We start from the raw sequence: 23,741 nt of genomic DNA on the forward strand, positions 1-23,741 counted from the left end.
CCTCCATCCCGGCGCGGGGCGGCGCCGTGCAGAACAGGGATTCCGGAGCGGTTACGTGACTCCCGCAGTGCAGCGCATCAAGGCGCGTTCATCAAGGATTAATGCATGCGTATTAATTCGGCGGGGCGACGCTAGCATGGGCATCCGTGACAGCACATGAGACGCAGGCCACGGCGCCCCGGAGCCGGAATGCCGGTGACACCCGCGGCACGCTCATCCGGGCTGCGGAGCGGTTGTTCGCGGCGAAGGGCGTCGACGGTGCGTCGCTCAACGAGATCAAGCGGGCCGCCGGTCAGCGCAACGCGATGGCCCTCCAGTACCACTTCGGCGACCGGGCGGGTCTGCTGCGGGCCGTGCTCGACAAGCACCTTCCTGCGGTGGACGCCCGCCGGGAGGTACTGCTGCAGCAGTACGAAGACGGCGTCGGCGGCGACGGCGATGACGGCAGCGGCAGCGGCAGCGGCGCCGTCGAGCTTCGGCCTCTGGCCGTGGCGCTGGTGCTGCCCGCCGCCGCCAAACTCGCCGACCCCGATGGCGGCCGCGAGTTCCTGCAAATCGTGGCCGAACTGCTCAATCGCCCCGAACCCCTGGTCGAGGTCGTCGTGACGAAGGGGTCCAGCATCTATCCCTGGCGGCGCCTGCTGGAGCCGTTGCTGGCTCCCGAGTCGACCGCGGTGTTCCATACCCGCTTCACCGCCATGCGCTTCTGTCACGCCGAACTCGCCGCCAGGGCCGCTGCCCGTCCTCGCAGGGACGACCGGCTGTTCACCAGCCGACTGGTCGACCTGGTCACCGCGCTGCTGGCCGCGCCGGTCTCCGAGCAGACCGCACGACTGCTGCACGAGCGGGACCGCAGCAGCCGGTCCGGGCGGTAGCCCTCGGCTCGCCGGCCCGTCCGGCGCGGGGCGTGGAGGGCGGGGGCGGGCAGGGTGTGTGGTGAACATCACGCAGCCCCGCATACCTACTGGTCGGTACCCTGCGGCGAAGCCGCGAACGACAGGAGACGCGATGTCTGCGACCAACCGCCAGATCCGTTTGGCAGCCCGCCCCTCGGGCGAGGTCAAACCCGGTGACTGGCAGCACTGTTCAGGGACCGTCGACGACCCGGGCCCGGGCCGGTTCGCGGGTCGGACGCGCGTCATCTCCCTGGACCCGGCCATGCGAGGCTGGCTGGACGACCGTCCGTCCTACCTGCCGCCGGTGGGCATCGGCGAGGTGATGCGCGCCGGATCGGTCATCGAGGTCACCGCATCCCACCACCCCGGCTTCCAGCCGGGTGATCACGTGGTCGGCACGTTCGGCGTCCAGGAGTACGTGGTCTCCGACGGCAGGGGCGCCATGAAGATCGACACCTCCCTCGCCCCGCCCTCGACGTATCTCGGCGCGCTGGGCATGCCCGGCATGACCGCCTACTTCGGCCTGCTCGACGTCGGGGCACTGAAGGACGGCGAGACCGTCGTGGTGTCGGGGGCGGCCGGGGCGGTCGGCACCATCGCCGGTCAGATCGCGAAGGCCAAGGGCTGCCGGGTCGTGGGCATCGCCGGAGGGCCGGAGAAATGCGCCCTGCTCACCGACGAACTGGGATTCGACGCCGCGATCGACTACCGCACCGAGGACGTCGGGAAGGCGCTGCGCCGACAGGCCCCCGACGGCATCGACGTCTACTTCGACAACGTCGGAGGTGACATCCTCGACGCCGCCCTGACGCGGTTGGCGATGCACGCGCGCGTCGTGGTCTGCGGCGCGATCAGTCAGTACAACAACGACACACCGGTCAAGGGCCCCTCCAACTACCTCTCGCTGCTGGTGCGCCGCGCCCGCATGGAGGGGTTCGTCGTCTTCGACTACGCCGAGCGCTACGCGCAGGCCGCCCAAGAGATCGCTGCCTGGATCGGCGCCGGCCGCGTCAAGGTCAAGGAACATGTGGTGAGGGGGAGCGTGGACGACTTCCCCGAGACGTTGCAGATGCTCTTTCGCGGGGAGAACGTCGGAAAACTCGTCCTGGAGCTGGCATGACCGCCGTTCGGGGCGAGGCCGCCTTCCGGCCTCGACCAGCCGTACCGTCGAACCCGCAGTTCCTCTCGAAAGGCAGGTCACGTTGAAGGCGTCCGACCCCACCCACCGCACGTCCGTTTCCGTCGCGGTCGATCACCGCACGGCTGTTGCCACGGAGACCGCCCGGTTCGTCGCGGTGGTCAAGGACGCCGACCCGGCTACGGCGGTGCCCAGCTGTCCGGGCTGGACGCTGGCCGACCTGGTCAAGCACACGGGCAGCGTCCAGCGCTGGTTCTCGGTCCTGTTGCGTGCGCGCATCCAGGAACCCCCGCGCAAGCGTGAAGTGGACCTCCGGCTTCCGGAGCAGGAGGACGGATACGCCGACTGGCTGGCCGAGAGCGCGACCGTGGCCGCGGACGCCTTCGCGGCCACCGGCCCGAACGTGCCGATGTGGGCGTGGGGCGCCGACCAGCACGCCCGCTTCTGGGCACGCCGGATGCTCTTCGAGACCCTGGTGCACCGGACCGACGCCGAGCTCGCACTCGGTCTCCGGCCCGCGATCGACCGTCCGGTCGCGGTCGACGGGATCGACGAGTTCCTCGTCAACCTGCCCTTCGCCACCTTCTTCGCCCCCAAGGTGGCCCATCTGCGCGGCCCCGACAGGACCATCCGCTTCCGCGCGACCGACGGGGACGAAGTCTGGGTCGTCCGCCTGCGGTCCGACGGCTTCGGGCTGGACACGGCACACCCGGCCGCGGCAACCGCCGACGCGACCCTTCAGGGAACCGCGGCCGACTTGCTCCAGCTCGTCTACGGTCGCCTGCCCTACGAGGCAGAGGCCCTCGCCCACGAAGGGGACGAGCACCTGCTGGCCCACTGGTTCGCCAACTCCGCATTCTGAACTGCCTCGTACACCTCGCCCCCGGCTGCTGATCCGTGCGCCCGGGCCGTCCGAAGCGACGGACCCGGGCGCCGGCCGATGTCACCGGCCAGGGGTTCAGCGCACCTGCCGTGCGTACGGCGCCACGGTGATCCGGTCGATCAGCGGAGCGTAGCGGGAGCGGAGCGGCACTCCGGGGAAGGTGTCCGAGGCGTAGGTGGTGCCGTCGAAGTCGGGCAGTTCCTCGGAGCGGAAGGTGATCGTGTTCTGTCCCTTCCTGAGCTGGACAGGCACGGTCGACTCCCAGAAGTTGTTCCGGTGGAAGGTGTGGGGGAAGCCGACGCGCTGCGTCCTGCCCCTGCCCACGGTGATGTCGGCGTGGCGGGCGAGCGGATCCGGGTTGTAGTGGGTGGCCTCCGCCTGCTCCGGGTTGGAGTAGCGGATCCGCAGCGCGTACAGGCCGGCCTTGTCCGCGGTGACCGTGAACGTCGCCGTGTTGCCGTTGCCCGGGTCGCCGCCGATCCCCGTGATCGCCGTGCCGTCGGTGGCGAGCGACAGCGGGGTCAGCGTGGCCGAGCCCGCGAGCACGGCGTCCTGCGCCTCGTACGTACGCCCGTCGAGCGTGCCGTCGGTGGGCGTGACGCTCAGACGATCGACGAGGGTGGTGGCCGAACCACCGGTCACGGTCACCTTGTTGACGCCGCCCGAGAGGGAGACCGCCACCGCGTGGCTGCCCCGGGTGATGTGCAGTACGTCGTGTCCGTTGACGGAGAGCCGCGCGTCGGCGCCGCCGAGGGTCTCGACGTCGAGCGTGGCCTCCCGGTCGGCGGGCGAGTAGACCCAGAACGTGGCCGTCTGACTTTTCGCGAGCCGGACCGCGCCCGAGCCGGTCGCCGGGACCGCGGTGTGCTTCGGAAGGTCGTAGACGGGCCGTGCGCCTCCACCCGTCCAGGCCAGCTCGCCCTCGTACACCCGGGTGGCCGCCGACGCATGCGGCAGGGACAGGGTGAGCCGGTCGACGATGGCGTCGCCCTGGGTGGCGCGTTTGCCGTCCAGACTCCTCGCGGCGAGCGTGAGGGTGTGCCTGCCCTCGGTGAGGTGGATTCTGGTGTCGGTGTGGTCCCACACCACCCACTTGTAGCTGAGCGGCAGGTACAGCTCCTGCTCGCTGTCCGCCTTGCCGTCGACACGCAGGAAGACGTTGGTGGGGCCCTGCTCCTGGACCTTGTCGAAGGTGTTGAGGGAGTTGGCGAAGACGCTCAGGTCGTACGTGCCGTCCTCGGGCACGTCCACGCCGAAGTCGAGGGTGACGTCCGAGCCGGTGCGCAGGCCGCCCACGTCGTAGCCGCCGGAGGTGTAGAACTTCGACACGTCGCCGGGCGAGCCCTCCGGGCCGTTCCTGGAGTAGCCGGAACCCGTGTGGGCGGCGTCTTCCGCCTCGTAGGCGCCCTGCCAGCGCACGGGCGGCGACTGCGTGCCCTTCGCCTTCCCGGCCGGGCTGAGGACGATCTCGTACGCCGAGGACTCCTTCAGCTTCGGCAGCGTTCCGTCGCCGAAGTCGACGGAGACCGAGCCGTCGTCACCCACCTCCAGGTCCGTCTCCGCGAGCAGCTTCGGGCCGGAGGAGTCGCCTGTCTGCCCGCTCCACTCGATCTCGCGCACCCAGGCGTGCACCCGGTCCCCGAAGAGTTTCCCCGGGACGTCGGCGAAGGTGATGTGGCCCTTCCCGGTGGACCCGCCGAAGATCAGCCGGGACTGCTTCTTCTTCTCGTCGAGTGTGGCCACACCCTGCATGCGATAGTTCTCGCCCGGGAACGGCGGGGTCACCTCCACCGTGTGACCGCTCATCGAGGCGTACGAGTTCAGCAGCCACCACTGGCCGTTGCCGCGGTTGGACTGCACCGCGGAGTCGGAGAGGTTGCCGTCGATGTTCCAGTACGCGATGTCGGCGTCCACCTTGGACTCCTCGATCGCGGAGACCCACTGGATCATCTGGCCGGGGACGGAGGTGTGGTAGTTGAAGGCGTACTCGTTGATGTTGACGGGGAGTTGAGTGCCCTCGCGGCCGGTGCCCTTGAACAGTTCCTTCTCCCACGCCCGGTACTTCGCCACGCTCTGGCGTACCGCCTCCGGGTGGCTCAGCTCGTGCCAGGTGATGACGTCGGGGAGGGTGCCGGCGGCCAGGGTGTGGGCGAGGAAGCCCTTCACCTGGTCGTAGAGGACGCTGGTGTTGGGGCCGGCGATGCGGGCGCTCGGCATCCTGGCCCTGATGAGCTTGTAGGCGTCGTCCCAGGCGGCGAAGTAGCCGGCCGGGTCGTCGAGCCAGCTGACCTTGTCGTAGCTCCACTCGCCGGTGCCGAACATGTTGCCCTCGGGCTCGTTGAACGGCACGAAGACGATGTTGTCCTGGTACTGCTCCGGCAGTTTCAGGACCTGGTCCACCTGTTCGGCGATCTTCTCCTCGTAGAGCCTGAGCTTCTCCGCGGGGGTGTCGCCCGGCCACTGGTACGGGAAGCCGCGGTGGATGTCGGTCATGTAGATGTACACGTCGCCGTCGGTGGAGTCGGCCAGCGGCCCGACCACGTCCAGCGCGTCGGCACCGGGGTGCTGCGGGCCGTCCTGGGCCTTGGTGGAGACGGTGCGCAGGCCCATTCCCTCGATGAGGTTGCCGGTGGGGACGTCCGGTCCGTAGACGCCGTAGAGGGTGCCGGAGGCGCCGCCGTGGAACGGCCCGGTGTCCGAGCCGAGGCCGACGGTCAGCTGTCCCTCGCGGACCACCGTGACGGTCGCCCGCACGGCGCGGCCGGCCGCGGTTCCGCCCACCGTGAACGTCCCCGGCCGGTCGTACCTCCCGGACGGTACGGCGTCCCAGACGACCGGCGTGTCGCGGTCATAGCCGTCGGAGAAGGAGGAGCGGACCGCGGCCGGGAGCGACGGGGCGGTCCCGGTGGTCGTGCGCACCTCGAAGGCCGTCTGCGCGAGTTCCCGGAGGGTGGGGAGGTTCCCGACCGTGCCGGCCACCTGTTCGGGGCTGAGCGCCGCATGCCAGACCGTGAAGTCGTCGATCACGCCCTTGAACAGCGGGTCCTGGTAGAAGGACCTGCCGATGTAGCCGGCCGCCGTTGCCGAGCTGTCGAGCAGGTCCCGGGCCTCGAGCGTCGTCGCGGCGGACGAGACCGCCACCCCGTCCAGATAGGTGGTGACCCGGTGGGTGGAGGTGTCGAGGGTGACGGTGACGGTCCGCCATCCGCCGGCGGGAAGCGGGGCGTACCCGGAGACCTGTGCCTCCGCGCCCCCGCCGCCGGCGGTCACGGCGGTGCGCAGCACGCTTCCGTTGTACGGGGTGGTGAAGAGGTACCTGGAGGTGTCGGTGCCCAGGTCGAAGATCCGTTGCCAGGACGACTTGTCGCCGCTCCAGTTCACGCGGGCCGAGACCGTCAGGTCGCCGGCGTCGCCGAGCACCTCGCGGGGGAGGCGGACATAGGCTCCGTCGGAGGCGGGTGCGCCGCCCGGCAGGGCGAGCGCCCTGCCGCCGTCCGTGCCCGCGACGGACCGGGCGGTGGCGCTGTTCACCAGGGTCGCCGTCAGGCCGTTGCCGGAGCTGTCGGTGAGCTGGCCGGAGGCGAGGTCGTCCTGGTCGAAGGTGTAGCGGGCTGCGGGCCGGGGCGTATCGGCTGCCCGTGCCGGGACGGCCGGCGCGGCCAGCATGCCCGCCCCGAGAGCCAGCGCCACGGCGGCCGGGGCGCGGCGCCGGGCGGATCGGTCAGCGGATGGCATGGATGGCGTCCTCAATCCTTGAATGCGTGTGGACAGGCGGGTCGGGAAGTGCCGATGAGGCGTCGAACCGGTTCGATGCCGGGGAAGGCGGAAGCCGGGGAGTGTCCGGGGTGATGGGGTGGCGGCCCCGTATCTCCCGGGCGAGGGGGAGCGGGGCCTTCGGCTGCCGGAAGGATCGCTTCATCGAACCGGTTCGGGGAAGCTAGCACTGGGTCTCCGTGCCAGCAATCCCTCGCGCAGAAGGATCCGGCGGCCGCATCACGGGTCGGGAAAGTTCGTCCGGCGGTGTTGACAGGGTGGAGGGCAGTTCCTACCTTCACTTCACGCGAACCGGTTCGACAGCCGGTCCCCGTTCTTCGTTCCAGCCCCTACCCTCACGACCGGCGGGCGCTTCCTCTTCCGAGGGGTCGAACCGGTTCGAGCAAGGAGTCGCCGTGAACATCGGTGAGATCGCCCGACGGGCCGGTGTCTCGCGGAGCACGGTGTCGTACGCCCTGAGCGGCAAGCGCCCGGTCTCGGACGACACCCGCCGAAAGATCCAGGAGGTCATCGACGAGCTGGGCTACCGACCCAACGCCAGCGCCCGCGCCCTGGCCAACGGCCGGACCAGCACCATCGGCCTGGTCTTCCCGCCGGCCGGCAGCCACTACACCGGGATGCAGCTGGACTTCATCGGCAGTGTGGTGGAGGCCGCCGCGGCCCACGACTACGACGTGCTGCTCTCCCCGAGCGGTGTGGACAGCGACCGCTCCTTCCAGCGGCTGCTGGGCGAGCGGCGGGTCGACGGCGCGATCCTCATGGAGATCAGGCTGGAGGACGACCGGGTCGATCACCTGGCCGCCCTCGGGTTTCCCTCCGTCGCCATCGGCCGCACCGCGCACCCCGAGAGCGGCTGGTGGGTGGGCCTGGACCACACCGTGCTCGCCGCGGCCTGCGTCCACCACCTGGCGGATCTGGGCCATCGCAGGGTCGCCTTCGTCAACCGCCCCGAGCAGCTGCTGAGGGCCGGATACGAGTCCGCCCAGCGGGGCCTGGACGGGTTCACCAAAGCCGCCGCCGAACGCGGGCTCACCGTGCGGACGTACTGCTGCGGCGACGACGCGGCGTCGGGCCAGACCTGCCTGGAGCGGATCCTGTACGACGACCCCGCCACCACCGCCCTGGTCACACTGAACGAAGCCGCCCTGGGCGGCCTCTACCGAGGGCTCGCCGGGGCGGGCCGTCATGTACCGCGCGACTTCTCCGTCACCGGGATCGTGGCGGGCCGCTGGGCGGAGACGGTGACCCCGCAGCTCACCGCGGCCGACGTACCGGCGGAGGAGATGGGCCGGCGCGCCGTCGACCTGCTGGTGGAGCGGCTCGACCATCCCGACGCGCCACCCCGCCACCATCTCCTCACGCCCCCGATCTCCCTGCGGGCCAGCACCGGGCCCGCCGCAGCCGCCACGGCGCCCTGACCGCACCGGCGCAACCCTCCTCACGACACGCTGATCTCCTCACCCCACGGACGCCCGAACCGGTCGACCGCGCCGCTCGCCGTGCCTGTTCCTCCTCACCACCCCTGCCTCGGCACCCGCATGTCCAGAAAAGGAACCTCGCGATGAACGCCTCCTCCAGACAGCGCCGTCTGACCGCAGCCGCCCTCACCGCCCTGGCCGTCGCCGTCAGCGCCACCGCCTGCTCCTCCGGCTCGGGCAGCACCGACACCAAGGGAGCCGCCGGCGGGACGTACACCATCTGGGACCCCTACCCGCAGTTCGACAAGAGCTCGGCCTGGGCGAAGCTGCTCGACCAGTGCGGCACCAAGGCCGGCGTGAAGATCAAGCGGACCGGCTTCGACACCGGCGACCTGGGCAACAAGACCCTGCTGGCGGCACAGCAGGGCAACTCGCCGGACATCCTGATAGTCGACAACCCGGTCGTGTCGACCCTGGCCGAGGCCGGCGTGCTCACCACGACCGCCGAGAACAAGCTGGACACCTCGAAGGTCGACCCCAACCTGCTGGCGGCCGGTCAGTCTGGCGGCAAGACCTACGGCACGCCGATCGGCGCCAACACCCTCGCCCTCTACTACAACAAGAAGGTGCTGAAGGAGGCCGGGGTCGACATCGCCACGGTCAAGGACTGGACGTCCCTGACAGCGGCACTGGCGAAGGTCGAGAAGGCGGGCAAGAAGGGCATCACCTTCTCGGCGATCGGCACGGAGGAGGGCAGCTTCCAGTTCCTGCCCTGGTTCTGGGGATCGGGCGCCGAGCTGACCGAACTGGACTCCTCCCAGGCCGTGTCCGCGCTGTCGCTGTGGAAGGACTGGCTGGCGAAGGGCTACGCCCCCAACTCGGTGCTCAACAACACCCAGACCACAAGCTGGCAGGAGTTCATCGGCGGCGACTACGCGTTCGGTGAGAACGGCACCTGGCAACTCGCGGGCGCCGGGAAGGCCGGCCTCGACTACGGGGTTCTTCCCGTCCCCGCCGCCACCGGCGGCAGCGCCTCCGCCCCGACAGGCGGTGAGTTCATGACGGTCCCGGTCCAGCGGGACACCGGCCGCTACGCCACCTCCGAGAAGCTGGCGAACTGCCTGACCAGCACCGACAACCTCTACAACACCGACACCACCCTGTCCTACGTGGCCCCCACCGGCGAGGTCCAGGACAAGCAGGTCGCCGCGAACGCCGGGCTGAAGCCCTGGGTGGATGCCGTCAAGGCGGCCAAGGGCCGCACCAGTGACGACCTGGGCACCAAGTACCCCAAGATCTCCGAGCAGTTGTGGAAGGCCGTCCAGTCCGCCCTCAGCGGGTCCAAGTCACCGAAGGACGCGCTCACTTCGGCTCAGGCCGCGGTCAAGTGACGTGGGTCCGATGAGGCAGACGACGCATCCGCCGGATCACCGGTCCCCGCTCGTCCGGAACGCCCCGGCCGCCGCCCCGGCTCCGGCCCGCACCGGGAAACGCCGGCGGCCCGCCTCCAAGCAGTGGGCCGCCTGGGGATTCCTCACCCCGGTGACCCTCTACCTCGCCCTGTTCTACGCCTGGCCGCTGTACCGCAACCTCGACCTGAGCCTGCGCGACTACACCGTCCGCTCCTTCGTGCAGGGCGACGCCCCGTTCACGGGGCTGGCCAACTACCGCAAGATCTTCGACGACCCGACCTTCGCCCCGGCCCTGCTCCACACGGCCGTCTTCACCGCCGTATGCCTGGTCTTCCAGTACGCCATCGGTCTGGCCCTCGCGGTCTTCTTCCACCAGCACTTCCGGCTCTCCGTGACCCTGCGCGCCCTGTTCCTCGTACCGTGGCTGCTGCCGTTGATCGTCTCGGCCTCCACCTGGTCGTGGATGCTCAACAGCGAGTCCGGCGTCGTCAACGCCACCCTGCACGCCGTCGGCATCGCCCCGGTGAACTGGCTGACCTCACCGTCCTGGTCACTGGCCTCGGTGATCATCGCGAACATCTGGATCGGCGTCCCGTTCAACCTGGTCGTGCTGCACAGCGGCCTTCAGTCCGTCCCGGCCGGTCTGTACGAGGCGGCCGCCCTCGACGGCGCGAACGCCTGGCAGCGGTTCTGGCGCATCACCTTCCCGCTGCTGCGACCGGTGTCGGCGATCACGCTGCTGCTGGGGCTGGTCTACACCCTCAAGGTCTTCGACATCATCTGGATCATGACCAAGGGCGGCCCGGCGGACTCGTCGACCACCTTCGCCACCTGGTCCTACCAACTGGGCTTCGGCAACCTCCTGCCCGCCTTCGGCCCGGGCGCGGCCGTCGGCAACCTGCTCGTCATCGCCGCGCTGGCCTTCGGCCTGGTCTACGTACGGGTGCAGAGGAAGCAGGCGCCGTCATGAGCCGAAACCGCAGGCGTACGCGGGGAAAGACCGCGATCGGCGTGCTGCTGACCGCGATCATGCTCTTCCCGGTCTACTGGATGCTCAACGTGTCCTTCACCCGCGACCAGGACATGCGCAAGAGCCCGCCGGACCTGTTCCCGGTCCACGGCACCCTGGCGGGCTACCGCACCGTCCTCGACGAGCAGTTGCCCTACCTGGGCACCAGCCTCGTCGTCGCTCTGGGAACCGTCGTCCTGACCGTCGCACTGGCCGCGCCCGCCGGCTACGCACTGGCCAAGCTGCGCCCGCGCGGCGGCGGCATCCTGAGTTTCGTCCTGCTGGCCGCCCAGATGATCCCCGGCATCATCATGGCGATGGGCTTCTACGCCATCTACCTCGGTCTCGGCCTGCTCCAGTCCGTCCCCGGCCTGATCGTCGCCGACTCCACCCTGGCCGTGCCGTTCGCGGTCCTCATCTTCACGGCGTTCATGTCGGGCATCCCCGGCGAGCTGATCCAGGCCGCGCGGATGGACGGAGCAGGGGCCCTGCGGACCTTCTGGTCCGTCGTGCTGCCGATGAGCCGCAACGCCGTGGTCACAGTGTCGCTGTTCGCGTTCCTGTGGTCCTGGTCCGACTTCGTCTTCGCCGGCACGCTGGTCAACGGCGGCGCCCACGAGCCGATCACCCTGGGCATCTACCACTACATCGGCAACAACAACCAGGAGTGGAACGCCGTCATGGCCACCGCCGTCGTGGCCTCGCTGCCCGCCGCGGTGATCCTGGTCCTCGCCCAGCGCTATGTCGCGGCCGGCGTGACCGCCGGCGCCGTCAAGGACTGAGTCGCCCCGACCCGACCACGACGGTCGGCCCCTCGTGCGCCGGCCGACGTCGTCCCCTGCTCCAGAAACGAGTCACGCCACATGACCGCCGCCTCGTCCGGCCCGGCCTTCTCCGTCCACGACATCCCGTTCAGCACCTACGGGTCCTGGTTCGACATCTCGCCCGTGGTGGCGGAGAAGACGTACGCCGAGGACCTCCACCTCGTCTCGCACCAGAACGGTATGCACGCCGTCCTGCGTCTGGTCCCCGTGGACCCGGCCACCGGAGACCGGGCCGCCACCCGCGTCGAGGCGACACCGGGTCTGCTCGGCTGGTCCGGCGACAGCGGGCACATCGACCTCGCCTACGAGAGCGCGGACACCGTTCGCCTGCGGGGGAGCGGGCTGGGCGTCGGTGTCCTCGCCGCCGCGCACACCCTGACCCCCTTCAGCGGAACGTACTTCTTCCACGACCCGGCGGCGCGGGCGCACGTGTTCACGTCGTACGAGACCGGACGCCGCTACCGCGTCACCCTGCTGTCCGGCACCCTCGCGGAGCCGGTCGGAGACCAGGCCCTGAGCAGCAGCGACCGCGGGCTCACCGTGACGGCGCAGGCGGACGGAGCCTGGGAGATCGCGATCGAGGAACTCGACACCGCCCGCCCGCCGTACGCGCCCTCGGCGCCCTTCGACGACATCGTGGAATCCGCTCGGGGCGCGTTCGCGGACTTCGTCGACGCGGTGGCCCCCTGGCGCTCGTCCGTCACTCCGGCCGCCGAACTCGCCGCCTACGTCGTCTGGTCGGCGAGCGTACGCCCGGCCGGTCTGGTCACCCGGCCCGCCGTGCTGATGTCCAAGCACTGGATGGACAAGGTCTGGAGCTGGGACCACTGCTTCAACGCCCTCGCGCTGGCACCCGGTCGCCCCGCGCTGGCCCTGGACCAGTTCGCCCTGCCCTTCGACCACCAGGACGACAGCGGCGCCCTTCCCGACTCGGTCACCCACTCCGAGGTCCTCCACAACTTCGTCAAACCACCCATCCACGGCTGGGCCTTCGGCCGGCTGCGCCGCCGCCTGTCGGCCCCTCCCGGCCACGACGAACTCGCCCGGACGTACGCCCGACTGGAACGCTGGACGGACTTCTGGCTCACCGCGCGGAGAGCCCCCGGCGCCCTTCTGCCCTACTACCAGCACGGCAACGACAGCGGCTGGGACAACGCCACCACCTTCGACCCCGAGCGGGTGGTCGTCACCGCCGACCTGACCGCCTTCCTCGTTCTCCAGATGCGCGAACTCTCCTACCTTGCGAAGGAGTTGGGTAAGGAGGAACAGGCGCGTCGGTGGGCGGACGCGGCCGAGGAGACACAGTCGGCGCTGCTCGACCAGCTCTGGACCGGCGACCGGTTCGTCGCCCGCGGAGCGGCCACCGGGGACACCTGGAGCAGCTCCAGCCTCCTCGACCTGATGCCCATCATGCTCGGCGAGCACCTGCCCGAAGACGTCAGCAGCGCGCTGGCCGACCACATCAAGGCCCACCTGACCCCGCACGGCCTGGCCACCGAACTGCCCACCTCACCGCACTACCTCCCCGACGGCTACTGGCGCGGCCCCATCTGGGCCCCCGCCACCGTCCTCATCGAGGACGGCCTGCGCCGCGCCGGCCACCAGCGCCTCGCGGACGACATCGGCGCCCGCTTCCGCGCCCTGTGCGAAACGCACGGCTTCGCCGAGAACTTCGACGCCCTCACCGGAACGGGCCTGCGCGACCGCGCCTACACCTGGACCGCCAGCAGCTACCTCCTGCTGGCCGAAGCACACGCACGCAGGGAGAGCCGCTGAACGGCCGCCTCCCGCAGGCGGCCCCGCCGAGCGGCTCGCTCGGGGCGGCGACGCGGACACGGCCCAACGAGTTCCAGCGGTGCGCCGGGTCGGCGCGGACGGTGTGCGAGGGTTCAGAGTCCGGCGACCTTGGAGCTCGCCGACAGCTCGTACACCAGGGTGACGGTGCGTCGCCCGCCGGGCGGGAGGGCGACGTTCCAGCAGGCGATGCCGTCGGCGTCGAGCGTGTCGGGGGCGGGCGAGCAGAGCTCCTTGCGGAGGCGTACCTCCACCGCCGCGACCTCGGACACCGGGATCCGTTCGCGCAGGACGATCACCCGCTCGCCCTCTTCGCCGGGCATGGAGAACCGGGACAGGTGGAGGCGGACGGTGCGGGTGACCACGGTCCGCTGGGTGAGTGTGGCGGTGTCGCGGGTCTCCTCGGTGTGCCGGACGACCCGGTGGTCGTCGCGGCTGCCGTAGGCCAGTTCGACGGGGGCGTCGGGAGCGGTGAAGTCCAGTGTGCCGCGACCGGTGAACCCGCTGCCGCGGATGAGGTCGACGGGGCCGGCGAGCAACGCGTGGCCGGACTGGTTCCCGAACCGAACCACCTCGGTGACCAGCGGGGACAGCTCAGGTGCGCAGACGTGCTCGACGTTCGCTGGCGTGGTGAAGGCGGACAGCGGTACGCGGTGGGCGCGGCCGTCCGCGCGCACGGACACCGGTGCGGGGGACCGCAGCACCCGCACCTCGCCCGCGTCGTCCACGCCCGGCAGACCGAGCACCGGGGTCGGGCCGAGGTCCGTGATCTCCTCCTCGCGCAGTTCGACGTCGACGCTGCGGCGCTCGGCGGGGGAGCGGTCCTGAAGCGTCAGCCGGTCCTCGTCCAGCCGGGGCGGCTCGGTGGACAGCGCCGAGCGTGCCGTCGACAGCGTCAGCCGTACACCGGACCAGTCCTCGCCGGTCCGCTGCCAGACCATCGCGTCGGTCTCCAGCGTGAGGGAGCCGCCGTCGAGCACGGACCGGTAGGCCGGCCGCCACAGCGCGCACCCGGTGAGGTGGCTGAGGCGCAGCGCGGCCGGCCCGGCGGCTGCGGCATCGAGGGTCAGTTCGATGTGGCCGACCAGCTCGGCGGGCTCCTCCTCGGCGAGGTCCATGACCTCCCGGGCCGAGCCGAGTTCGCCGGCGAGGGAAGCCGACCGGGCTTCCACGTCGCGCAGTTGCTCGCCGTAGGAGTCGCGTTCGGCGTCCACCCGGTCCAGTTCGCGCGTCCAGCGAGGCCCTTCGGTCTCTCCCGAGCCGGCGCCCTCGCCGACCTCCCGCAGCAGATCGGCGGCGAGACGGGCGAGTACGTCGAGGCGGGTGCGCAGCCGGACGCGCCGCAGCTCCAGGGCGCGCAGTTCCTCCTCGAGGGTGTGCACGCGCCGGCGCAGCGCGGAGTCCTCGTCGGTGGGCAGCGGCCCGCGCGGCGTCCAGCTGCGGACGATCCGTACGTCGAGCACGGTCGCCGGGTGTTCGGCGGTCAGCTCGGCGTGCAGCGTGCGGTCGACGGCCAGCGCGCTGACCGGTCCGAGACGCAGCCGCTGGACTCCCGCCGTGAGAGCGAGCGTGGTGGTGCGCTCGACGTGGGCGCGGTCCTCCAGGCAGGTGACGGCGGTGACGGGGAGGGGGATCGGCTCGGGTGCCGTGGACATGGGGTGTCAGCTCCTGCGGTTGCCGCCGGCCAGGGTCTTGGCGGACGCGATACGGATCTCGTAGCCGCCGTCGAGGGCGGTCGTGGCGCCGGTGGGCAGGTCCACCCGCCAGACGCGGGTGCCGGGCGCGTGGTGCTCCCGGCCCTCGCCGTCCTGGGGCGGTGTCGTCCAGGCCGCCCGTTCCTCGATCCGGATGTCCGCGTCGGAGGTGACCGGTACCCGCTCGCGGACCTCGACGGTGACGGGTCCGGCGAGAAGGTTGGCCAGTTCCACGTGGACCCGGTGGTCGAGCACGGTGGTGGTGTTGCGCAGACCGGCGGTCGACTCGTGCACATGGGTGCGGCGGGTGACCCTGATGCCCTCGGCGGGGCCCAGGCCGACCCGGCACTGACCGCCGGGGGCGAGCGTGGGCAGTGCGGTGGTCAGCAGGAAGTCGTCACCGGCGGTGACCTCCACCGGGCCGGCCAGCAGTGCCTGGTCGGTGGAGTTGGAGAGCACCAGCGTCGCGTACACGCTCTGTTCCACGGACGGCACACAGACGTACTCGGTGTGCAGACCGACCGGGATCTCGCCGACGGTGACGGTGTGCCAGGTGCCGTCCGAGGGGATGTCGGCGCGGGCGACGGCATCGAAGCGGTGGTCGAACGAACCGGCCGACCGGCGAGGCCGCACGGCGTGTCCGGGCAGCGGCAGCGCGGCCACCGCTTCGGCGCGGCGGCGGTACTCGGTCGCCACCGGGTCGAAGGCGGAGTCCGGGAACAGCCGGCCCCGGCGACCGCCCGCCTCGTCGGGGCCGCACAGCACGAGGGCGGTGTAGTCGAGTTCGGCGCCGCTCGGCTGCGGCGGACCGGCCGCCGGCGCGGCCGCGCCCGGAGCCGCGGGCGCCTGCGGCATGAGCGGCGCCGCCCCGCCGGAGGCCTGCGGCGCCATGGCGGCGGAGGGGGCGAAGGGCATGCTGCGGGCCCGCGGCCCGCTGCCGGGCCGTGACGGGGCCGACCGCGCGAGGTCGCCCGGCGCGCCGCCCGTCTTCGGGCGGGCGAAGCCGGCACTGCCCGGCGAGGGCGCGGGGGGCGGTGCGCCGTAACCGGGCGGCGCCGGCGGTCCGGCGTGGACCGGGGGTGCCGGCTGCATCGGCGGAACGGGACCGGGTACGGGGCCGGCGGCTGCGGCCACCGACGAGGGATGTCCCCCGGCGGGGCGAGTGCCGGCCCCGTCGTACCCGGCGAACAGGTCGGCAAGGCCCGTCGGCGGCTCGCGCCAGCCGGACGGCAGGGGGGCGGGCTGACGGCGCCCGATCCGGACCGAGCGGAGCCTGGGCAGATCGGTACGGCGCCGTAGGTCGGCGGTGGCCAGGGCGATGCGCACACCGGTCCAGTCCTCGCCGGTGCGCTGGGCGACCGAAGCCCGCAGCACCAGACGGCCGCTGCTGTCCCCCTGGCGGTGGGTGAGACGGTAGGCCGGCACCCAGACGGCGCCCGGTACGCCGTACTCCAGCTCCACTTGCGCGTCACCGCTCCCGGCGAGGGTCAGGACCGCCGAGACCGTGGTCTCCACGTGCGCGGACGGCGCGTCGGTGGAAGCCCGGGCGAGCCGGTCGGCGGCGACGGAGAGCGCGTGCTCGGCGTGGCCCACCGCCTCCTCCAGCTCGAGGAGCCGGGCGTGCAGCCCGGTCAGCCGCTCGTCGACGAAACCGGCGAGCTCCAGCCAGGCGTCGACCGGGGTGCGGCGGTGCGGGTCGTCCCGCCTGCGGGCCGGCGGGACCGGGCGCAGTGCCCCGATCTCCTCGATCAGGCTCTGCTGCCGGTCCCGGCGCCCCTGTGCCGCCGCGTACTCGTCACTCAGCCGCTCCACCTCGCGCCGCAACGCGTCGGGGACGGCCGTGGTGGCGGGCTCGGCCTCGACCTCGACCCGTGCCTCGGTGACGCGCACTGCGGCGCCGCCCGTGATCCGGGCGCGCAGGGACCCGGGGTCCAGCGAACGCGGCAGTCCCGTCACCCGTACCCGGCCGTCCGGCGGCACACCGCCCCGGGCGAGACGGCGGCAGACCGCGCCCTGCGCGTACACCACCACCGAGTCGAGGGTCGATTCCCACCTCTGTGCCGTCGCAGCCGTCATGCGCTCCGTCCCCCGTCGCGTCGTGCTGAGCGAAGCCTACGCCCCGGGTGGTCCGCGCGGCTTCCGGCTGTTCACGGCGCAGCCGGCCGCGCAGGGACGGACCGGTCCGCAGCCGTCATGTGCGCCCGCGGTGACGCGGCGGGGCGACGCGGGGGGCCGCACCGCACCGCCGAACGCGCGGGGAATTCGGTGGCGCCCCGTGCGGTGAACCATTAACTTCCGCCTGGGCGTGATGCGTTGACGGGGCGCGACCGTGAGGGGAGTCCGGCATGGAGATCCAGGGCCCGCGTACGGATCGTCTGGGCCTGCTGCTCGACCAGTTCGACCAGGCCAGGGACATGGCCCAGGTGCGACTGGCCGGGCTGGGCGACGAGGAGTACCTGTGGGAGCCGGTGCCCCATTGCTGGTCGATCCGGCCGCGGGGCGAGGCGACGACGCCCAGGGCGTTCGGGCCCGGCGCGTGGGTGCTCGACCTGGGTGCGGCGGACATCCCGGCGAGCGAGTACGCCGAGGTGGCCCGGCAGGCGGCCGGCGGCATGACCGTCGACAAGATCGCCGACGACTGGAGCGTGAGTGTGGAGCGGGTCGAGCAGATCCTCGCTCACACCGGTACGCCGCAGGCCGACGAAGTGCCGGTCACCACGATCGCGTGGCGGCTGGGGCATCTGCACTTCCACTTCGCGGGACCCTGGGAGTGGACCTTCGGCGAACGGCGGCGGGAGCCGAAGCTGCTGGTCGACTTCACCCCCTCCGCCGCTCTGGCGCTCGATCGGTTCTGGGCGGTGATCGACCGCTGGCGCGACAGCGTCGCCACGGTCACCGAGGAGCAGCTCGACACGGTCGGCTTCTCGCAGTACCCGTACAGCAACGACGCCGATCACCCGTTCGTCTCCGTGCTGGCGGGCTCCAACCTCGAGTTCATCCACCACATGGCGGAGATCGCGCTGCTCCGTGACCTCTGGCGGACCCGCTTCACCGCCTCCGGATAGGTCCGGGCGCGCCGGCGGTGCGGCCGGCGCTGTCGTGCCCGTTGCGTGTGCCGCACGGGATCAGGGATCAGGGGCCTCGGCGGCCGCGGCCCCACCGCCCGCGTCCGGTAGGGGGGGCGCCGCATGTCCCTGAGCACCGGGGACCGGCCGCCGGGGCTCACTACCGCGGCCGGGCGCCGGGTTCCGGCCGGGCGGTGACGTCCCCGGGCGTGAGGGCGGAGTGCTCCCGGAGCCCTCGACGACGACGCGGAGCGGAGCACCGCAGTCCGTGTGGCGAACGGCCAGGACGGGGCCGTCGGAGTCGAGGGGTATGCCTCCCCTCACTGGCTCAGCGCCCTCAGGAAGGGCTCGGGTCCCAGCGCTCGCAGGCCGGGCGGTACTCGTCGCGAGCCCGGCGGCTGCCCGGCTCCTGGTACGGGGCGGTCCGCAGGCCGCCGGCCGGACGGGGCAGTTCTCCGTGCTTGCCGCGATCCGCTTCATCCCGCTGTCGGAAGGCGCTGACGTCGCCCTTGACCGTCGGCAGGGCGTGGGACCCGGTGCCTGGCCCTCAGGGGCGAGGCGGTCGGCCCCATCCGGCAGCGGCCCCGACCCGGCCCGGCTGCCCCGCGACCGCGCAAACCCGGGGGAGGTGCTCCCTATCGCCGACCTATCAGCTAACATAGAATAATTAGGTAGATGAATTGGCTGATGGTGGCGAGGAGTGGCCGTGGACTTCGGGTTGACCGACGAGCAGGACCTCTTGCGCGCGACGGCACGGCAGTTCGTCGCCGATGTGTGCCCGGCCGAGAAGGCCAAGCGGTGGGACGAGGAGGGCGTCGTGCCGCCCGAGCTGTTCCGGGGGATGGCCGCGATGGGATGGTTCGCGCTGCCGTTCACCGAGGACGAGGGAGGCGACGGCGGGGGTCCGCTCGAGCTCGTCCTCATCGCCGAGGAGCTGGGACGGGCCAGCTTCGACGTGGCCATGTGCTACATCGGCGTGCTCATCCCCGGCATCACGGTGTTCCGGTGGGGCGACGAGGCGCAGCGCGACTTCATCCGCGAGCAGGTGATGACGGGCCGCCACCGGCTCGCCGTCGGCCTCAGCGAACCGGACAGCGGGTCCGACGCCGCTGCGCTGCGCACCACCGCCGAGGACCGCGGGGACCACTTCGTCGTCCGCGGCCAGAAGGCGTGGTGCACGGGCGGCGGGCTGCCCGACACGACCATCGCCACCTACGTGCGCACCGGCCCCCGTGAACCCAAGCACGGCGGCATCAGCCTGCTGCTCGTCGACCCCGCGACCGAGGGCGTCGAGGTGCGCAGGACGCCGACGCTGGCCCGCCACATCCTGGGCACCAACGAGGTCTTCTTCAACGACGCCCTCGTGCCGAAGGAGAACCTCGTCGGCCCGCGCGACGAGGGCTGGAAGGTGATGCTCTCCAACATCGAACTGGAGAAGGTCATCATCACCGGCGGCTATCTGGGCGCGGCTCAGGCCACCCTCGACGAAATGCTCGCCTACGCCCGTGCCCGGCACGCCTTCGGGCGTCCCATCGGCACCTTCCAGGCCCTCGCGCACGCCATGGCCGACCTCCAGACCGAGATCGACTCCGCCCGGCTGCTCGCCTACCGCGCCGCCTGGCTGCTCGCCCGGGGCAAGCCGTGCACCCGGGAGGGGTCGATGGCCAAGCTCAAGGGGTCGGAGACGTACGTGGCGGCCGCCCGGCTCGGGATGCAGGTCTGCGCGGGGCACGGCTTCTCCACGGAGAGCGTGATGAGCTTTCGCTACCGCGAGTCCATCGTGGCCACCATCTCCGGCGGCACCAGCCAGATCCAGCGCAACGGCATCGCCCGCAGCATGGGCCTGCGGTCCTACTGACCTTCCCCCCGCCCTTCCCCGCCCGTCCCGCGTCCGGCCTCGCCCGTCTCCTGCGCGGCGAGCCATGCCGCGTGGCGGGCGAAGTGGCCCGGGTCCCGGGTCACCCAGATCCCGGACGCCCGGGCCAGTACGGCGCGGGTCGGCAGCAGCACCATCTCGCCCGCGATGTACCAGCGCGAGCCCTCCCGCCGCTCGACCCGGGCCCGCACCTCCAGGGGCCGTTGCACCGGCACCGGCTTGACGAAGCTCACGGTCAGTTCCGCCGTCACGCTCAACACCCGGTGCAGCAGCGGCAGATGACCCAGACAGTCGTCGAGCACGGCCGCTGTCCAGCCGCCGTGCGCCACCTCGGGCCCGCCTTCCTGGTCCCGTGGACAGGAGAGCGCGAACCAGGCCACGCCGTCCTCGTCGAGCCGCTCGCCCCGCACGCCCAGCCGGCAGGCGCCGACGGCCCGGCACGCGCCGCACAGCGCCACACCGCCGGGGGTCCGGGGCGGCTCCTGGAAGTCCGCCCCCGACCAGTGGCCCGCCGGGGTCGCGGCACCCTCGCCGGTACTCGTCATGCCGCTCCTCCTCGCATCAGACATCGGCAAGCAGCGGGCGCAGCTTCCCGGCGATGAGGTGGACCTGGCGGGCCACCATGTCCTCGGGCATCCCGGCCAGCGAGGCCCACAGGAAGACCCCCTCCACGGGCAACCCTGCCACGTACGTCCTGATGGCATCCGCCGTCTCCTGCGGCGTGCCGTACAGGAACTGACCGACCCCGGTCGCGCCGAGTCCCGTCTCCCGCCACTTCTCGGGGTCGATCGGGCGGGGGACGGGCCTGTCCGTTCCCTCCACCATGTAGCGGCGGTAGCTGTCCCACTGGTACGAGAGGTGCCTGCGCACCACCGGCCAGTCGGCGTCCGGGTCCTCCGTCACGAAGGTCGTGAACGAGCCCTGCATCCGGCCCGCCGACACGTCGAGCCCGCTCTCGGCGAGCCCCTCGCGGTACGGCGTCAGCAGCGCCGGGTTGAGCGACAGCAGGCCCGTGCCGAGCCGGCCCGCCCGCCGGGCGCCCTGCGGACCCTGGTAGCCGAGCCAGATCGGCAACGGGTCCTGGACGGGGCCGGGGACGACACGGGACTCGGCCCACAGGGCCCGGATCTCCCGTACCCGCTGGTCGGTCGTGGTGTAACGCCTGGCGAGGTCGGCTCCGTACAACCGGTACTCGGGCACCCGGTAGCCGGTGCCGAGACCGAGGTCGAGCCTGCCGTCGCTGATGATGTCGACGATCGCGGCCTGTTCGGCGATCTCGGGGGCGGCGTGCAGCGGGGCGGGGATGACGGCCGTGCCCAGCCGGAGCCGGCGGGTACGGGCCGCGGCCGCGGCGGCCATGGTGAGCGGCTGCGGGAGATAGCCGTCCTCGAAGCCGTGGTGCTCGGAGAACCAGACCGAGTCGAGGCCGAGGCGGTCCGCCTCCTCGCACATCTCCAGCGCGAACCCGTAGACCCGGGACCAGCTCTGCCGCCAGGGCGGGGGATTGCGCAGGTCGAAGTAGATGCCGACTCTCACGCTCGGCTACCTCCCTTGGTGTGGTCCGTCAGCCGGATCGCCGCCCGGGTGACGGCGACCCCGTCCCCGGGCGGCAGCAGCCGCACCGGGCGCAGTTCCAGTGCCTCGATCTCGGGGAGGTCCTCGACCATGGCCGAGATCCTCAGCACGGTCTCCTCCAGGGCCGCGAGATCCACCCCGCGGCCACCCGCCCGGCCGTCCAGCAGCGGGGCGGCCCGCAGCGAGCGGACCATCTCGCGCGCGTCGCGGTCACTGAGCGGGGTGACCCGGTGCGCGACGTCCGCCATCAGGTCGGCGTAGTCCCCGGTGAGCCCGAAGGCGACCACCGGGCCGAAGACCGGATCGGCGCGGACCGAGAGGAACGCGTCGGGGCCGGGACCCGGGCCGGTGTCGCGTACGGCGATCCCGTACGCGTCGAGGATCGCGGCGGCGACCGCCGCGGGGACCGGGCCCGGCGCACGGCCGGCGAGCAGCGAACGGGCGCGCTCGGGGTCGACGCCCGCCAGGTCGGGTACGACGCCCGCGGGCGTGGCGCGCCAGGCCTGGTAGGCGGCCGCGTGTCCGAGCGAGGAGGCCGCCGCCTCGGGGAACGTGTACGTCGGCACCACCAGGTCGCCCCTGCGGAGAACGTCGGCGACGCCCGCGCCGCCCAGGAAGCTGGCCAGCACCGGTTTGTCGGGCCGGGCCGCCGCCGCGTCGAGGATCGCCGAGGCCACCTCGTCGGGTTTGTCCGCCAGCGGCGGCATGAACAGGACGACGGCCGCGTCGATGCCGTCGTCGGCCAGGACGGCGTCCAGCGCCCGCCGGTAGTGCGCCGCGGTGGCCGTCGGCGTCAGATCGACCGGGTTGGCGACGTCCGCGCGGGGCGCGAGGGCCGGGCGCAGGGCCTGCCGGGTGCGCTCACCGAGCGGGGGCACACGCAGGCCGCTCGCCTCGCAGGCCCCGACCGTGAGCGCCGCGGGGCCGCCCGCGTTGGTGACGACGGCGACCCGGTCGCCGGGCGGTGGCGGCTGGTGGGCGAGCAGCAGCGCGACGTCGAACAGTTCCTGGAGGCTGCGGGTGCGGATCACACCGGACTGGGCGAACAGCGAGCTCACCGCCGCGTCCGCGTGGCCCGGGTGGACGGCGACGATCGGCTTGCGCGGTGCGATGCGGCGGGCGACACGGGCGAACCGGCGCGGATTGCCGAAGGTCTCCACGTGCAGCAGGATCACCGCGGTGTCCGGGTCCTCCTCCCACCACTGGAGCAGGTCGTTGGTGGAGACGTCCACGGCGTGCCCCACCGACACGAAGCCCGAGAAACCGAGCCGCAGCCGCTTGGCGAAGTCGAGCACCGCGAGCCCGAGCGGCCCCGACTGGCTGGACATCGCCACCCGGCCGGGCGCCGGAAGGGCGGGTGAGAAGGTCGCCGCCAGGCGTGCCGGGGGCGTCGTGTTGACCACGCCCATGCAGTTCGGGCCCACCAGCCGCATCCCGGAGGCGCGGGCGAAACGGGCCAGCTCCAGCTCGGCCGCCCGTCCGCCGACGCCCGTCTCACCGAACCCCGTCGAGACGACGACCACGGCCTTGACGCCGGCGTCCGCGCACTCGCGCACGACCTCGGGCACCGCCTCGGCCCGCACGGCGACCAGCGCCAGGTCCGGCGGCTCGGGAAGGTCCAGGACGCTCGGGTGGGCCGGCAGGCCGGCGATCCGCTCCGCACGCGGGTTGACCGGGAACACGCTGCCGCCGAAGCCGCCCCGCAGCAGGTTCGCCACGATCTCGTGACCGATCGTCAGCGGGTCGCGGTTGGCGCCGATCACGGCGACCGACCGCGGTTCGAGCAGCGGCCGCAGGGAGCGTCGTACGGCCGTGTGCTCACGGCGCTCGGCCCGGGCCACGGCCTGGGCCTGCGGGTCGATGGCGATCTCGAAGTGGATGATCTGGCCGGGCGGCCCCGTCTCGATCCGGTGGCCGGAAGCGAGGAACACGTTGATCATCCGGGTGTTGTCGGCGAGGACGTCGGCCTCCAGCACCCGGATGCCCCGGGCGCGGGCGGCGGCGGCGATGTGCTCCAGGAGCAGCCGGCCGAAGCCCTCGCTCTGGTGGTCGTCGCGGATGGTGAAGGTGACCTCGGCGTGTTCGGGGTCCTCGGGGTCGCGGACATAGCGGACCAGGCCGGCGATCTCGTCGCCGGCCAGCGCCACCAGCGCGAGCTCGTTGAGGTAGTCCACGTGGGCGCCGCGCCGGATGACGTCGTCGCGGGCGCGGACCACGGGGCCGAGCGAGCGGTAGGCGAGGGTGGCCCGGGACAGGCCGCCGACGAAGGCGACCAGACGGTCGGCGTCCTGCGGCCGGATCGGCCGCACGAAGGTCGACCGTCCGGTCCTGACGAGCCCGGGCCGTTCCAGGTCCTCGGGGTACGGGGGAGCGGGTACGGGTG

The 23,741-nt window shown here is 72.1% G+C and carries 16 protein-coding genes; 10 read left to right on the top strand and 6 right to left on the bottom strand.

Going from position 1 to position 23,741, the window contains the following annotated elements:
• The first annotated feature begins 146 nt into the window (after window positions 1–146).
• From OHS71_RS36365 to OHS71_RS36375, 3 genes are all read left to right on the top strand, one after another.
• Complete coding sequence (locus OHS71_RS36365; RefSeq protein WP_328483566.1) at window positions 147–875, top strand: TetR/AcrR family transcriptional regulator; 729 nt, start codon at window positions 147–149, stop codon at window positions 873–875.
• Window positions 876–1,008: 133 nt separating this feature from the next.
• A complete protein-coding gene (locus OHS71_RS36370) occupies window positions 1,009–2,016 on the top strand; it encodes an NADP-dependent oxidoreductase (RefSeq protein WP_328483567.1) in 1,008 nt (335 codons plus the stop codon).
• Window positions 2,017–2,098: 82 nt separating this feature from the next.
• On the top strand, window positions 2,099–2,896 hold the full coding sequence (locus tag OHS71_RS36375; protein WP_328483568.1) for a maleylpyruvate isomerase family mycothiol-dependent enzyme: 798 nt from the start codon (window positions 2,099–2,101) through the stop codon (window positions 2,894–2,896).
• A gap of 96 nt (window positions 2,897–2,992) precedes the next feature.
• Here the strand turns inward: OHS71_RS36375 and OHS71_RS36380 are convergent, their stop codons facing one another.
• The gene (locus OHS71_RS36380; protein ID WP_328483569.1) at window positions 2,993–6,652 is read right to left on the bottom strand and encodes a LamG-like jellyroll fold domain-containing protein; all 3,660 of its coding nucleotides are present in this window, start codon (window positions 6,650–6,652) and stop codon (window positions 2,993–2,995) included.
• A 434-nt stretch (window positions 6,653–7,086) separates the two neighbouring features.
• On the opposite strand from OHS71_RS36380, the gene OHS71_RS36385 reads away from it, so the two are divergent.
• The 5 genes from OHS71_RS36385 (at window position 7,087) to OHS71_RS36405 (ending at window position 13,130) form a co-directional block, all read left to right on the top strand.
• A complete protein-coding gene (locus OHS71_RS36385; RefSeq protein ID WP_328483570.1) occupies window positions 7,087–8,109 on the top strand; it encodes a LacI family DNA-binding transcriptional regulator in 1,023 nt (340 codons plus the stop codon).
• Between the two features lie 143 nt (window positions 8,110–8,252).
• On the top strand, window positions 8,253–9,500 hold the full coding sequence (locus OHS71_RS36390; RefSeq protein ID WP_328483571.1) for a sugar ABC transporter substrate-binding protein: 1,248 nt from the start codon (window positions 8,253–8,255) through the stop codon (window positions 9,498–9,500).
• A 10-nt stretch (window positions 9,501–9,510) separates the two neighbouring features.
• Window positions 9,511–10,491, top strand: a complete 981-nt coding sequence (locus OHS71_RS36395) for a carbohydrate ABC transporter permease (protein ID WP_328483572.1) — start codon at window positions 9,511–9,513, stop codon at window positions 10,489–10,491.
• Window positions 10,488–11,312, top strand: coding sequence for a carbohydrate ABC transporter permease (locus OHS71_RS36400; protein WP_328483573.1), 825 nt, complete (start codon window positions 10,488–10,490; stop codon window positions 11,310–11,312). Before OHS71_RS36395 ends, OHS71_RS36400 begins: the two co-directional genes overlap by 4 nt.
• Before the next feature lie 81 nt (window positions 11,313–11,393).
• Window positions 11,394–13,130, top strand: a complete 1,737-nt coding sequence (locus OHS71_RS36405; RefSeq protein WP_328483574.1) for an amylo-alpha-1,6-glucosidase — start codon at window positions 11,394–11,396, stop codon at window positions 13,128–13,130.
• A 113-nt stretch (window positions 13,131–13,243) separates the two neighbouring features.
• On the opposite strand, the gene OHS71_RS36410 is transcribed toward OHS71_RS36405, so the two are convergent.
• On the bottom strand, window positions 13,244–14,803 hold the full coding sequence (locus tag OHS71_RS36410) for a mucoidy inhibitor MuiA family protein (protein WP_328483575.1): 1,560 nt from the start codon (window positions 14,801–14,803) through the stop codon (window positions 13,244–13,246).
• A 6-nt stretch (window positions 14,804–14,809) separates the two neighbouring features.
• Window positions 14,810–16,918, bottom strand: coding sequence for a DUF4139 domain-containing protein (locus OHS71_RS36415; protein ID WP_328483576.1), 2,109 nt, complete (start codon window positions 16,916–16,918; stop codon window positions 14,810–14,812).
• Window positions 16,919–17,187: 269 nt separating this feature from the next.
• Here OHS71_RS36415 and OHS71_RS36420 point away from each other — a divergent pair, with 269 nt between their 5' ends.
• Window positions 17,188–17,907, top strand: coding sequence for a DinB family protein (locus OHS71_RS36420; protein ID WP_328483577.1), 720 nt, complete (start codon window positions 17,188–17,190; stop codon window positions 17,905–17,907).
• A 706-nt stretch (window positions 17,908–18,613) separates the two neighbouring features.
• Window positions 18,614–19,765: an acyl-CoA dehydrogenase family protein gene (locus tag OHS71_RS36425; RefSeq protein ID WP_328483578.1), complete on the top strand. Its 1,152-nt coding sequence runs from the start codon at window positions 18,614–18,616 to the stop codon at window positions 19,763–19,765.
• Here the strand turns inward: OHS71_RS36425 and OHS71_RS36430 are convergent.
• Genes OHS71_RS36430 through OHS71_RS36440 form a run of 3 tightly spaced genes read right to left on the bottom strand, consistent with a single transcriptional unit; the run spans window position 19,759 to window position 23,667 of the window.
• Entirely contained in the window at window positions 19,759–20,328 is a 570-nt protein-coding gene (locus tag OHS71_RS36430) for a PaaI family thioesterase (RefSeq protein ID WP_328483579.1), read from the bottom strand. The two genes, OHS71_RS36425 and OHS71_RS36430, sit on opposite strands and share 7 nt — an antisense overlap.
• 16 nt (window positions 20,329–20,344) lie before the next feature.
• The gene (locus tag OHS71_RS36435; protein WP_328483580.1) at window positions 20,345–21,319 is read right to left on the bottom strand and encodes an LLM class flavin-dependent oxidoreductase; all 975 of its coding nucleotides are present in this window, start codon (window positions 21,317–21,319) and stop codon (window positions 20,345–20,347) included.
• Window positions 21,316–23,667 (bottom strand): bifunctional acetate--CoA ligase family protein/GNAT family N-acetyltransferase, encoded by a 2,352-nt coding sequence (locus tag OHS71_RS36440; RefSeq protein ID WP_328483581.1) that lies wholly within the window; start codon window positions 23,665–23,667, stop codon window positions 21,316–21,318. Before OHS71_RS36440 ends, OHS71_RS36435 begins: the two co-directional genes overlap by 4 nt.
• Window positions 23,668–23,741 lie beyond the last annotated feature (74 nt).

The sequence above is a fragment of the Streptomyces sp. NBC_00377 genome (assembly GCF_036075115.1).
Lineage (GTDB): Bacteria > Actinomycetota > Actinomycetes > Streptomycetales > Streptomycetaceae > Streptomyces.

Coding starts and splice junctions, on each gene's coding strand:
- OHS71_RS36370 (WP_328483567.1), top strand. CDS start 1,009: ATGTCTGCGACCAACCGCCAGATCCGTTTGGCAGCCCGCCCCTCGGGC.
- OHS71_RS36380 (WP_328483569.1), bottom strand. CDS start 6,652: ATGCCATCCGCTGACCGATCCGCCCGGCGCCGCGCCCCGGCCGCCGTG.
- OHS71_RS36390 (WP_328483571.1), top strand. CDS start 8,253: ATGAACGCCTCCTCCAGACAGCGCCGTCTGACCGCAGCCGCCCTCACC.
- OHS71_RS36395 (WP_328483572.1), top strand. CDS start 9,511: ATGAGGCAGACGACGCATCCGCCGGATCACCGGTCCCCGCTCGTCCGG.
- OHS71_RS36400 (WP_328483573.1), top strand. CDS start 10,488: ATGAGCCGAAACCGCAGGCGTACGCGGGGAAAGACCGCGATCGGCGTG.
- OHS71_RS36405 (WP_328483574.1), top strand. CDS start 11,394: ATGACCGCCGCCTCGTCCGGCCCGGCCTTCTCCGTCCACGACATCCCG.
- OHS71_RS36410 (WP_328483575.1), bottom strand. CDS start 14,803: ATGTCCACGGCACCCGAGCCGATCCCCCTCCCCGTCACCGCCGTCACC.
- OHS71_RS36415 (WP_328483576.1), bottom strand. CDS start 16,918: ATGACGGCTGCGACGGCACAGAGGTGGGAATCGACCCTCGACTCGGTG.
- OHS71_RS36420 (WP_328483577.1), top strand. CDS start 17,188: ATGGAGATCCAGGGCCCGCGTACGGATCGTCTGGGCCTGCTGCTCGAC.
- OHS71_RS36430 (WP_328483579.1), bottom strand. CDS start 20,328: ATGACGAGTACCGGCGAGGGTGCCGCGACCCCGGCGGGCCACTGGTCG.